This is a genomic window from Catenulispora sp. MAP12-49 (genome assembly GCF_041262705.1).
Taxonomy (GTDB): Bacteria; Actinomycetota; Actinomycetes; order Streptomycetales; family Catenulisporaceae; genus Catenulispora.
Genome location: NZ_JBGCCP010000051.1, coordinates 24,810 through 37,300 on the forward strand (window position 1 = coordinate 24,810; position 12,491 = coordinate 37,300).

Genomic DNA, 12,491 nt, shown 5'->3' on the forward strand with positions numbered 1-12,491 from the left:
GTTCCTGTGAAAGGCGCATTCCATGTCTCAGAAGGTCAACGGCGTCATCGCCCCCGGCAAGGGCGCGCCGGTCCGCGTCCAGACCGTCGTCGTCCCGGATCCCGGCCCCGGTGAGGCGGTGGTCGCGGTGCAGGCGTGCGGCGTGTGCCACACCGACCTGCACTACCGCGAGGGCGGTATCAACGACGATTTCCCGTTCCTGCTCGGCCACGAGGCCGCCGGGGTGGTGGAGTCGGTCGGCGCGGGCGTGACCGAGGTGGCTCCCGGCGACTTCGTGATCCTCAACTGGCGAGCGGTGTGCGGCCGGTGCCGTGCGTGCCTGCGCGGGCGGCCCTGGTACTGCTTCGACACCCACAACGCGGCGCAGAAGATGACCCTCGAGGACGGGACGGTCCTGTCCCCGGCGCTGGGCGTCGGCGCGTTCGCGGAGAAGACGCTCGTCGCGGCGGGTCAGTGCACGAAGGTCGACCCCACTGCCTCGGCGGCGGCCGCGGGACTGCTGGGCTGCGGAGTGATGGCCGGGCTCGGAGCGGCGATCAACACCGGCGGCGTCACCCGCGGCGACTCGGTCGCGGTGATCGGCTGCGGCGGCGTCGGCGGGGCCGCGATCGCCGGCTCCCGGCTGGCCGGCGCGTCGAGGATCATCGCCGTGGACGTCGACGAGCGCAAGCTCGACGGCGCGCGCCGGCTCGGCGCCACGCACACCGTCGACTCCCGCACCACCGACGCCGTCGCGGCGATCCGTGAGCTGACCGGCGGCTTCGGCGCCGACGTCGTCATCGACGCGGTGGGCCGTCCCGAGACCTACCAACAGGCGTTCTACGCCCGCGACCTGGCCGGTACGGTGGTGCTGGTCGGCGTTCCGACCCCGCAGATGACGCTGGAGCTGCCGCTGCTGGACGTCTTCGGCCGCGGCGGCGCGCTGAAGTCGTCCTGGTACGGCGACTGCCTGCCCAGCCGCGACTTCCCGATGCTGATCGATCTGTACCGGCAGGGGCGTCTGGACCTGGACGCTTTCGTCAGCGAGACGATCCGGCTGGAGGACGTCGAGGAGTCGTTCGCGCGGATGCACCGCGGCGAGGTGCTGCGCTCTGTGGTGCTGTTTCAGTGAGGGCTTTCGGCGATAGGGCTTTCGGCTTCAGGGCTATCGGCTTCAGGGCTTTCGGCTTCAGGGCTTTCGGCTTCTCCGGCCAGCGTGCCGATCCGCACGACCCGCTCCCGATGCCGCGTCCAGAGCCACGCCAGGACGCCGAGTCCCACCAGCAGCCAGACGCCCACCGCCGGGCCCGCGTATGAGGCCGGGGGTGTCAGCTTGCTGACGAAGGAGAACGCCGGCACGCCGGCCGCCGTCAGCAGGGCCGGCACGAAGGCGGCGATGCCCAGCAGCGGCACCAGGCCGTGTCGGAGCCAGGAGAACTCCTCGCGGCGGAAGCGGGCGAAGAAGCCTATGCAGGCCAGGTTGGCGATCATGTAGACGGCGATGACCACGATGACGATCCCGGTCGCCACCAGGAGGAACGCCGCGGACGGACCCCAGGCGAACCCGACCGCCAGCGTCGCGCCGACGGCGATCACGAACTGGGCCGCGACCGCCACCACCGGCGACCGGAACCGCGGGTGCAGGACGGCCAGCTGCCGGGGCAGGACCCCGGCCCGCGCCAAGGCGAACGCCGTGCGGGTCGAGACGTTCAATCCGGCGTTGGCGTTGGCGATCGTCGAGTTCACGATGGCGAAGAACACCAGCACCCAGAACAGTCCGTAGGACGCCTTGGCCATGCCGGTCCACGAGTCGGTGCCGAACGCGGAGAACTTGTCCGGGCCGAAGACCACCGCGGCGGCGTAGGTCGTGAACACGTACAGGGCGCCGATCGCCAGCGTCGCGCCCAGCACGGCCCGGCGGATGGTGCGGCGCGGATCGCGCGCCTCCTCGGCCAGCGGCGCGGCGGCCTCGAAACCCGCGAACGCCAGGATCGTGTACACGGACCCCGCGATGACACCGCTCATCCCGCGGTGCGCCGGCGGGGTGTGGCTCGTGCCGAACACCGACAGCGTGTTGTGACTGCCGGCCTTCACCACGAACATCGCGGCCAGCACCACGAACACCGCGATCTCGAAGGCGCCGAGCACGGTGCCCAGCACCGCGCTGGTCTGGATACCGCGGTAGTCGGCGGCGCCGATCACCAGCGCCCCGACGAGGACCCACGGCCACCACAGGTCGGCCGGGTAGGAACGCCACTCGTCGTGCAGCGTCGGCGCCACGGTGAAGCCCAGCTGGAGCAGCAGCAGCGTGGGCACCAGCGCTTGGACGAACACGTACATCCAGCCGACGACGAAGCCCGCGGCGGGGTGCAACCCCCGCCCGGCGTACGCGCCGACCGAGGCCGCCGCGGGCAGATGCCGGGCCAGCTCGGCGATGGAGTTCGCGGCCAGCAGGCACGCAGCCATCGCCAGCAGCACCGACAAAGGCAGCGCGCCGCCGGCGAACGCGGCCCCGGAGGGGATGGAGGCCGCGATGGCGGCGCCGGGCGCCATCGCGGTGATGCTCTGGAACAGTACTTCGCGCAGGCCCACGGCATCCCGGGCCAGTCCGGTTCTCAGCTGCACCTGGGTCACGACTGACTCCTGTCGCCGGCGGGGTCGCGGTGGCGCGTACCTCAGAGCACTGACGAAGATTGAACGACACTGGGGCGCTCCCCGGATTTCGGCCCTTTCAACCGATCAGAAGGGGTTGATGCAGGACTCCGTACCAGTACGTGTAGGTGGCCGCGCTGGAGTCTCGAACGACCTGCGTTCTCGACACCGGCTGCCGGCCGGACTCCTCGTCCCGGTGGAAGACGAGGGCGTACGATGCCGGCCTGTCCGGGTCACGGTCGGCGGAACGCGACAAGGTGGCCGACTGCGCGTCGCCCACGCCTGCTCGGCAGCCCGCCACGCCGGTGGTGTACTGGTCTGTGGCGATTCTTCTGGAGAGCTTCATATCGTTTCCCCGATGGTGTGAGGGCTGATTCGTGCCGGGACTACTGTTGCCGTGGCTGGATTTCGGCGGCCAGGCTTCTTGCACAGGCCGGCACAAGGTTGCACAAGCACGGAGCACGGCCAGAACACGCGGGGGAGGGGCGGCGTTGGAAGCGTTGGGGGACGTTCCACGGCCAGAGGATGTCGTCGATGTCGACGGGTTGATCGCGGGACTGGGCCTGCTGCGGGCCCGTGCCGGGAATCCGCCCTACCGGACCTTGGCCAAGCGGGTCGGGTCGCTGCTGCGGCCACCGCGCGAGGTGCCCTTCCGGACGCTCGCCCACATGTTCCAGCCCGGCCGCCGGCGGCTGGACCTGGATCTGGTGGTGGCGACCGTGCGGGCGCTGGGCGTGCCCGAGGCGGATGTGGCGCGGTGGCGCGCCGCCTGCGTGCGGGCACATGGTGAGCCCAGACGAGCTGAGTCCGCGAACGTCGTGCGCCTCCTGCCCGCGGACACCCGCACGTTCACCGGTCGTGCGGCGGAACTCGACGGTCTGCTTCACGCGGCCCGGTCGGGCATCGACCGCACGCCGACTCCGGCCATGGTGATCACGGCGATCGACGGGATGGCCGGGGTCGGCAAGTCCACGCTGGCCGTGCGTGCCGCGCATCTGCTCGCCGACCGGTTCCCGGACGGACAGCTGTTCCTGGACCTGCACGGCTACACCCGGGGCCTGGCCCCGCGCGACCCCGCCGACGCCCTGGCCTCGCTGCTGGCCGCGCTCGACGTCCCGCCCGGGAAGATCCCCGCGGAGCTGGAGGCCCGGGCCGCGGCCTACCGCGACCGCCTGGCCGGTACCAGAACCCTGATCCTGCTGGACAACGCCGCCTCCGAGGCGCAGGTACGGCCCCTGATACCGGGCCACGGCGGATGCCTGGTCCTGATCACCAGCCGCAAACGCCTCAAAGCTCTGGACGACGCCCACACCGTGGCCTTGGACGTGCTTCCGGCTCTAGACGCGGTCGCTCTGCTGCATGCCCTGGTCGGGCCCACCCGCGCTCCGGCCCAGGACCCGGGATGGCAGGAGATCGCCGACCTGTGCGGATGTCTGCCGCTGGCCCTGCGCATCGCCGCGGCCCTGATCCGTCACCGTCCGGCCTGGACGCTGGACCACTTGGCCGACAAGCTGCGTGCGGCACCGCTGGATCCGGGATCCTTCACCGACGGCGAGCGGGACCTGGCGACGGTGTTCGACCTCTCATACCAGAGCCTGGCCGACGACCAGCGGGAGGTGCTGCGGCGCCTGGGCCTGGCTCCCGGGTCGGACGCCGACTCCTACGCCGTGGCCGCCCTGCTGGACACCGACCCGGCCCGGGCCGAACATCTCCTGCAGGACCTGGTCGACCATCACCTGTTGACCGAACCGACTGCCGGCCGCTACCAGATGCACGACCTGATTCGCAGCTACGCCCACACCAAGGCGACGGCCGTGGACCCCGGACCCGAGCGCGACCGCGCCTTGGACCGCCTGCTGCACTACTACTCCCACACCTCGCAAAGCGCTTCGCAAGCCACCACCCGCTTTCCACGACCCGAACCGGACACCCCGGCTCCGGCCCACATGCCGGACGTCCATGACCCGGACGTTGCCCGGGCCTGGCTGCGGATCGAGCACCCGAACCTCTTCGCCGCCTTCACCCACGCGCGCACCCACCATCTCGACGGCCACACCGTCGCCCTGGTCACCGGACTGGCCGACATCCTCCACACCGACGGTCCCTGGCCCGACGCCGTGGAACTCCACCTCGCCGCCGTCGAGGCCGCCGAACGCCTGGGGGAACCCGCCGGGCAGGCCATCGCGCTGACCGACCTGGGGCGCGCATGGATCCAGACCGGGGAGTACCCCCGGGCCGGCGAAGCCTTCACCCGGGCCAGGGAGATCTACCGCGAACTCGGCCACCGCGCCGGTGAAGGCACCACCCTGATGAACCTGGCCGGTATGCAGCAGCAGGCCGGGAACGTCCCAGGTGCCGTCGCCGACCTCACCCGGGCCCTGGAGATCTACGACGAGACCGGCCACGGCCTCGGCCAAGCCACAGCGCTGACCGCCCTGGGGCGCGCATGGAGCCAGACCGGGGACTACGCCCGGGCCGGCGAAGCCTTCACCCGCGCCATGGGCATCTACCGCGCGCTCGGCCTCCGTAACGGTGAAAGCACCGCCCTGATGAACCTGGGGCGGATCCGGCAGCAGACCGGCGACCACCCCGGGGCCGGCGAGGCCTTCGCCCAAGCCATGGAGATCTACCGCGCGCTCGGCCACCGCAACGGCGAGGCCACCGCCCAGATGAACCTGGGCAACGTCCGGGACCTGACCGGGGACTCCTCCGCAGCCATCGCCAACCTCACCCGGGCCCTGGACATCTTCCGCGAGACCGGTCACCTCAACGGCGAGGCCAACGCCATAGCCGACCTGGGACGCATCCGGCAGCAGGAAGGGGACCTCCCCGAAGCCGTCGCCGACCTCACCCGGGCCCTGGAGATCTACCGCGAACTCGGCGAGCGCGGCAACGAGGCCTGGGCGCTGAACCACTACGCCGCCGCGATCGCCGCAGCCGGCGACCGACCCCGCGCCCTGGCCCTCTACCAACAGGCTCTGGCCACGCACCAGGAACTGAACAAACCCGACGACGAAGCGATTTCCCTGGAAGGCATCGGCGAGCACCATCTAGCCACCGGCGACACCCCGGAGGGAACCGCGCACCTCCGGCAGGCCCTGGAGATCTATCAGCGCCTCGGCATGGGCGCGGACGCCCAGCGAATCCACCTCCGCCTCGCAGCCGCAGCCGCAGCCGCAGCCGCAGCCGCAGCCGCAGCCGCAGCCGCAGCCGCAGCCGCAGCCGCAGCCGGGGCCGGGGCCCGCGCGGCCTGTCGCGGCTGAGCGGACCAGTCGAGAGCGTCGAGACGTTCTGGCGGATTGATCTCCAGTGGCAGGGCCCGAGTGGCCTTGTCCAGTCCGATCTTTGGCCGGCGGTCGGAAATCAACATCATGTCCAGATAGCGTGAGGTCAGATCCGCGAGACTTCGGAGCGGCCGGCTGCTGAACCTGTCAACGTGCGCCCAGCCGGCTCCGAGAATCCGTGTGTGATCCGTTACCTCCGACCCCTTGACGCCGGGAGATAAAGGAATTTAACTTTACTTAACCCTCAGCCCCCGGTCCCGGAGGAAGCCATGTCCCTCGATCGCCCTCCCGCCCTGGCCAGACGTATCGGCCTGTTCCAAGCCACCGCCATCAACATGAGCCAGATGTGCGGTATCGGTCCGTTCGTCACCATCCCGCTGATGGTGGCCGCCTTCGGCGGTCCCCAGGCGATCATCGGGTGGATCGCCGGTGCGATCCTCGCGCTGGTCGACGGATTGATCTGGGCCGAGTTGGGGGCGGCGATGCCCGGCTCCGGCGGGACCTACGTCTACCTGCGGGAGGCGTTCCAGTACCGCAGTGGGCGGCTGATGCCGTTCCTGTTCGTCTGGACGGCGATGCTGTTCATTCCGCTGATCATGTCGACCGGTGTGCAGGGGCTGGTGCAGTATCTCGGCTACCTGTGGCCGCACATGAGCACCGGGCAGGGGGACCTGGTCGGGGTCGGCGTCGTGGTGCTGGTGTTCCTGCTGTTGTGGCGCAAGATCGAGAACATCGGCAAGGTCACGGTCGTCCTGTGGGCGGTGATGGTCGTCTCGGTCTGCGTCGTGATCTTCGCGGCCTTCACGCACTTCCACCCGTCGATGGCCTTCACCTGGCCCGCGCACGCCATCCAGCTCGGGCACGGCACGTTCTGGATCGGGTTCGCCTCGGGCCTGACCATCGGCATCTACGACTACCTCGGCTACAACACCACCGCGTACATGGGCGCCGAGGTGAAGGACCCGGGGCGGGTCCTGCCGCGCTCCATCGTCTTCTCGATCATCTCGATCATGGGGATCTACCTGCTGCTGCAGGTCGGTGTCCTGGGCGTGGTGCCGTGGAAGGACATGCTCGACCCGAACAACGTCGCCTCCCAGTCGGTCGCCTCGGCGGTGCTGCAGAAGACGTTCGGCAAGACCGCCGCCGACGTCGTCACCGTGCTGATCCTGATCACGGCGTTCGCCTCGGTGTTCACCGGTCTGCTCGGCGGGTCCCGCGTGCCCTACGACGCCGCCCGGGACCGCGTCTTCTTCCGCTCGTTCGCCAAGCTCCACCCGAAGTACAACTTCCCCGTCGCCGGCCTGGTCGCGATGTGCGTCATCACCATCGCCGGCTTCCTGTTCGCCCGGCACGTCGGCACCTCGGCGTCCCACCCGCCGCTGGCCGTCCTGATCGCCCTGCTGACCACGGTCATGGTGATCGTCCAGGCGCTGGCCCAGATCGCCGCCGTCACGGTCCTGCGCAGGCGCCAGCCGAACCTGGCCCGGCCCTACCGGATGCTGCTCTACCCGCTGCCGAGCATCGTGGCCGGCATCGGCTGGCTGGTCATCTACTGCTACGCCGACAAGGCCAACCCCGGTGTGCACCCCATCGAATGGTCCATCGCCTGGGTGGTCCTGGGGATCATCGCCTTCCTGATCTGGTCCCGGGTCGAGAAGGTCTGGCCCTTCGGCGCGAAGGAGATCCACGAGCAGTACCTGGCCGAAGCGCCGGCCGAGCGCGTCGGCTCGGCATCTTAGAACCACGACCGGAACGTCGGGCTCGGCCGCTCGCAGCACACTGTGATCGGCCGGGCCCGCGCAAGAGGAAACCCCTGATGCAGCAGAGCAGTTCGTCCCTTCTCGACCACCACGACCAGACGCCCGGCGCCGGCGATCACGGCCCGGCGTTCACCGTGATGGCCATCGACTTCGGCGGCACCAAGACCGAAGTCGCCCTCGCCGACCCGAAGGGCGCCATCCTGGCCCGGCAGCGGCTGGAAACCCGGGCCGAGCGCGGGCCGGACCAGACCATCGCGCGTGCCGCCGATACCGCACGCACGCTGGCCGCCGAAGCCGAGGACCGCTTCGGCGCCCCGGTCGCGGCGCACGCGGCGGTGGCGCCGGGCATCATCCAGCCCCGTCGGATCCTGCTCACGCCCAACCTGCCCGGCTGGGAGGATCTGGACCTGAGCTCGCGGCTCGCCGAGGAACTGAGCGTCCCGGCGGTCCCGGTCGCCAACGACGTGCGGGCCGGAGCCCTGGCCGAACTGCGGCGCGGCGCCCTGCGTGACGCGGACCCCGGGCTGTACGTCAACCTCGGCACGGGGATCGCCGCCGCGGTCACCTTCGGCGGACGAGTCGTGCCCGGCGCCAACCAGGCCGCCGGAGAGATCGGCTACCTGAACCCCGGCATCGCGCCGCAGGATGCGGTAGCCGCCGGGCGCGCACCGCTTGAGGAGATCATCGGCGGCAGGTACCTCGCCGAGCGCGCCGAGGAACTGCTGGGAGCACCAGTCGGCGCGGCTGCCCTCTTCCGAAGCGCCGAGCCCGCGGCCCGGGAACTGGCCCAGCGGACCTTGGGCATCCTGGCGACGGCGCTGGCCACCATGACGGTTCTCGTCGACCCGTCCCGGATCGTCCTCGGCGGCGGCCTGATGAACGCCGCCGACGTGATCCTTCCCGCCTTGGAACGCCTGCTCTCCGGTGCCGTCCCGTTCCCGCCCGAACTCCGGGCGGCCCGCTTCTCCCAGGACGCCGCACTCCACGGAGCGGTGGATCTGGCCTTGGACAGCCTGCGCCGGCACAGCCCACAGCCATAGCCCTTCGTGACCCAGACCTTGGTGATCTAGACCTTGGAGTCCTCTCATGTCCGTCTCGTCCCCAGCCACTCGTCCCGGCAGCCAGATGCGCGCCGAGATGGCGGAACAGCCCCAGGTGCTGGCGGCGCTCGCCGCTCGCTGGCCGATGCTGACCGCGCAGGTCGCCAACCTGAACCGGAGCACGGCCCCGCTCGGCGTGGCGTTCCTGGCACGCGGATCCTCAGACCATGCCGCGCTGTTGGGCCGCTACGCGGTGGAGTTGCAGACCGGCCTGCCCACCTGCCTGATCGCGCCGAGCCTGGCGACGGCGTACGGCAACGACCCCACGGGTTTCGACAGTTGGCTGCTGGTAGCCCTCTCGCAGTCCGGACGGACGCCGGAAATCGTCGACCTGGCCCGACGCCACGCCGCCGCGGGCGCCCGGGTCGTCGCGGTGACGAACGACCCTGATTCCGACCTCGCCGATGCCTCCCACCTCACCATCGCACTGAACGCCGGTGCGGAGCTGGCCGTGCCCGCCACGAAGACGGTCACCGCCCAGATGCTGGCGGTCCTGGCGATCGCGTCGGGCCTGGGCCTGGGCGGTCTGACGACGAGCCAGGTCGAGGTCCTGCCCGAAGCCGTGGCCGGCGTCCTGGGCGACACCGAAGCGCCGGCGCGGGCCGCGCAGGTGCTCGCGGCGCATGACCGGCTCGCCGTGGTCGGGCGCGGTGCGTGTTACCCGGCGGCTTTGGAAGGTGCGCTGAAGCTGCAGGAGACCACGGGCCTGATGGCGCACGGCTTCTCCACGGCGGACTTCCGGCACGGACCCATCGCCGTCTGCGGGCCGGATTCCCCGGGCCTGCTGCTCGCGGGCTCCGGCCCGGCGGACGCGGACACGCTCGACCTCCGCGCGGCACTGGCTCAGCGCGGTGCCCCGGTCCTGCTGGCCGGCACGGCCCCGGAAGCCGACCTGTCCTGGCCCGCCACCGGCAACCTCCTGGAGTGTCTCCTGGCGACAGTCAGGGGCCAGCAACTGGCCCTGGCGACCTCCGAAGCCCTCGGCGTCGACCCGGACCGGCCGGCAGGTCTGGCCAAGGTCACGCTGACCAGGTAGGGCTGCCGCCACCGACAGGAAGACCGCCGACAGGAAGAAGACCTCACCGCCGTGGAAGCCGCCTGGAACCGCAGTGTCCTGCGAACCAACAACGAGCGTCTCCTGCTCGACCTGCTGCGTGCGGGCGGCGCCACCTCCCGGGCCGAACTGGCCCGCACCACCGGATTGTCCAAGCCCACCGTGTCGACCGCGCTGAACCGCCTGAGTTCGGCCGGCCTGGTCCGCGAGCTCGGCAAAGTCGCGGCCGCCGGACGGGGCCGCTCGCCGGTGCTCTACGAGGCCCATCCGGGCGCCGCGTTCGCGCTGGGCGTGGACATCGGCCGGAGCTGGATCCGTGTCGCGCTGGCCGACCTGGACGGGCTGATCGTGGGCCGCCACGACTCACCGAACGCGGCCCAGGACGCCGACGGCATGGTCGCCGCGGTCGCGGCGGTGGCCCGCAAGGTCGCCGCCGAGGCGGGAGTGGCCATGGACAGCGTGCTGCACGCGGTCGTCGGCAGCCCCGGGGTCGTGGACACGGACTCCCACTCCGTCCGCTACGCGGTGAACCTCCCGGGCTGGGGCGAACCAGGCGTCGCCGACCGGCTGCAGGCCGAACTGGGCACCGGCTTGTCGCTGCGCAACGACGCGAACCTCGCGGCGCTCGGCGAATACGCGGCCGGCGCCGGCCAGGGCCGGAAGGTGTTCGTGTACGTCATGGTGGGCACCGGCGTCGGCGGCGGCATCGTCATCGACGGCGAACTCTTTCCCGGTGCCCACGGTGCCGCCGGGGAGCTCGGCTATCTGCCCTGGGGCACGCCGGGCACGCCGGGCACGCCGGGGGCGCCGCACACTCCGGGCACGCCGGCCGGTGGCCGCGAGGAACGCCGCGGTCTCCTGGAACACGCCGCCGCCGCGGATGCGGTGGTGGCGATGGCGCGCGCAGCGGGCGTGGCCGACGTCTCCACCGCGAAGCAGGTCTTCGACGCCGCCCGCGCCGGCGACGACCTGGCCCGCGCCGTCGTGGCGGAGGAAGCGAAACGCCTGGCGCACGGCATCGCGGCGGTGGCGGCCGTCATCGACCCGGATCTGGTGATCCTCGGCGGCGGCGTCGGAAAGAACGCCGACCTGCTGCTTCCGCTGACGCGCGAGGCACTGGCGACGGTCACTCCGCTGCGGATCGAGCTGGCGGCCTCGACACTCGGCCCCGGGGCGGTGCTGCACGGGGCGGTGGCGGCCGCGGTGGACGTGGCGCGGGAGCGGGTCTTCGAGGCGTGGCAGAACTTGCAAGAGACGGCTGCGTAGTAACGGCGGGCGGCCACGGGAAGGACCGAGGCCGCCGACGCGAGACCGGCGGAGCCGTCAGTCCACCAGGTGCCGGTTGGCCCGGCTCCACGCGACCCGGGCTCGAAGCTCGTCCAGATGCCCGTCGGCAACCCACGCGGCCTGCGGCTCGTGGCCCTGCTCGGCCAGCCGCCGAACAGCGTCGACATCCTGTTCCTGAACGGCGATGACGGCATCGACCAGGCCCGCGGTGTCCGTGAGACCGTATGCGCCGGCGAACAGCTCAAGGCGGCGGCGCCGGTCGGGCGGCTCGGCGTAACGCAGCCAGCGCAGGCACTCGGCATCGTCGCGGAACGGGGCGACGTATTCGAGGGCGTAGGCGACATCATGCCGGCGCGGCGCCGGACGGGCGTGGTCCCAATCGATGATCCCGATCGGCCGGTCACCGCTCCACACGACGTTCCAGGGACCGAAGTCGCCATGGCAGACCACCTCGTCTGCCACGACTCCGGCCGTCGTGGTCGACCAGCGGGTCGCCGAGACGTGTGCTGTCACCAGGCAAAGGCGGCGAAGCGGCCACCGGGACGCAACGGGTTATCGCGCTCCGTGCAGGCCGCGCCGAGCAGGCGCTGCCGAACACATCTGTTAGCGCAGGGCTGAGATGCCGACGAGAAAGATGTCCACCCCGACCAGGAACTGCTCGCGGTCGTCGTGTTCGGCCAACTGTGTCGCCGCCGCGTGTACGAACGGGTACCGGGCCGGGTCGATCTGGGCCCATTGCGCGGCGGCGTTCTTCAGGAAGGTTTCCCGGTCCGTGTCGGTGCCTGACCGGAGCCGTGCGTTCGCTGCGTTCTGTGCGGCGACGCCGAGGACGTAGTTCACGAGGGTGCCCGCCGCGTCGAAGCGCGCTTTCTCCGGAACGCCGAGATCGTCGAGCAGGCGGCCGATGCCCTCGTAGAAGTCCAGCAGTGCGGGGCGCCATGGTTGGCGGGAGAATTCTGTGGCGGCCCAGGGGTGGGCGTCGATCGCGTCGAACAGGCCGAGGGCGAGGTGGCGCAGAGCTGTTCGCGGGTCCGCGTCGGCGACCACGCCGGACAGCACGCCCGCGATGACCTCGTCGGCCGCGGTCGCCAGCAGATCGCCCTTGTCCGCGACGTGGTGGTAGATCGCCCCGTAGCCGGTGCTCAGGCGCAGGGTGAGTGCGCGCAGTGTCAGGGCCTTCTCGCCGCCTGCGTCCAGCATCTCGATCGCGGTCTGGATGATCAGCTCCCTGGACAGGCTGTCCGTTCGTCGCGGCGCCCGCGTGGATCCCTTCGCTGCTTCCTTCGCCATGGCCCCAGGATTGCATGGATGGAGCGGCGATCCAACTTCGTGTTAGCGTGATTGGAGCGGCGATCCAATGGGGCGCCGGGGCGCC

Annotated in this window: 9 protein-coding genes; 6 read left to right on the forward strand and 3 right to left on the reverse strand. The window is 71.1% G+C overall.

Annotation, left to right across the window (positions count from 1 at the left end; translation table 11 throughout):
- Positions 1-22 precede the first annotated feature (22 nt).
- On the forward strand, positions 23-1,111 hold the full coding sequence (locus tag ABIA35_RS45385; RefSeq protein ID WP_370362139.1) for an S-(hydroxymethyl)mycothiol dehydrogenase: 1,089 nt from the start codon (positions 23-25) through the stop codon (positions 1,109-1,111).
- On the opposite strand, the gene ABIA35_RS45390 is transcribed toward ABIA35_RS45385, so the two are convergent.
- On the reverse strand, positions 1,105-2,613 hold the full coding sequence (locus ABIA35_RS45390) for an APC family permease (RefSeq protein WP_370362140.1): 1,509 nt from the start codon (positions 2,611-2,613) through the stop codon (positions 1,105-1,107). The genes ABIA35_RS45385 and ABIA35_RS45390 overlap by 7 nt on opposite strands.
- Positions 2,614-3,176: 563 nt before the next feature.
- Here ABIA35_RS45390 and ABIA35_RS45395 point away from each other — a divergent pair.
- From ABIA35_RS45395 to ABIA35_RS45415, 5 genes are all read left to right on the forward strand, one after another.
- Complete coding sequence (locus tag ABIA35_RS45395; protein WP_370362141.1) at positions 3,177-5,894, forward strand: tetratricopeptide repeat protein; 2,718 nt, start codon at positions 3,177-3,179, stop codon at positions 5,892-5,894.
- Positions 5,895-6,184: 290 nt separating this feature from the next.
- Complete coding sequence (locus ABIA35_RS45400; protein ID WP_370362142.1) at positions 6,185-7,654, forward strand: APC family permease; 1,470 nt, start codon at positions 6,185-6,187, stop codon at positions 7,652-7,654.
- A gap of 77 nt (positions 7,655-7,731) precedes the next feature.
- Positions 7,732-8,715 (forward strand): ROK family protein, encoded by a 984-nt coding sequence (locus ABIA35_RS45405; protein WP_370362143.1) that lies wholly within the window; start codon positions 7,732-7,734, stop codon positions 8,713-8,715.
- A 46-nt stretch (positions 8,716-8,761) separates the two neighbouring features.
- Positions 8,762-9,811: an SIS domain-containing protein gene (locus ABIA35_RS45410; protein ID WP_370362144.1), complete on the forward strand. Its 1,050-nt coding sequence runs from the start codon at positions 8,762-8,764 to the stop codon at positions 9,809-9,811.
- A 51-nt stretch (positions 9,812-9,862) separates the two neighbouring features.
- Positions 9,863-11,095: an ROK family protein gene (locus ABIA35_RS45415; RefSeq protein WP_370362145.1), complete on the forward strand. Its 1,233-nt coding sequence runs from the start codon at positions 9,863-9,865 to the stop codon at positions 11,093-11,095.
- A gap of 57 nt (positions 11,096-11,152) precedes the next feature.
- Here the strand turns inward: ABIA35_RS45415 and ABIA35_RS45420 are convergent, their stop codons facing one another.
- Positions 11,153-11,629 (reverse strand): aminoglycoside phosphotransferase family protein, encoded by a 477-nt coding sequence (locus tag ABIA35_RS45420; protein ID WP_370362146.1) that lies wholly within the window; start codon positions 11,627-11,629, stop codon positions 11,153-11,155.
- Positions 11,630-11,719: 90 nt separating this feature from the next.
- Positions 11,720-12,406 carry a TetR/AcrR family transcriptional regulator gene (locus tag ABIA35_RS45425; RefSeq protein WP_370362147.1) on the reverse strand — a complete coding sequence of 229 codons (687 nt, stop codon included), beginning with the start codon at positions 12,404-12,406 and terminating at the stop codon, positions 11,720-11,722.
- Between the last annotated feature and the right edge of the window lie 85 nt (positions 12,407-12,491).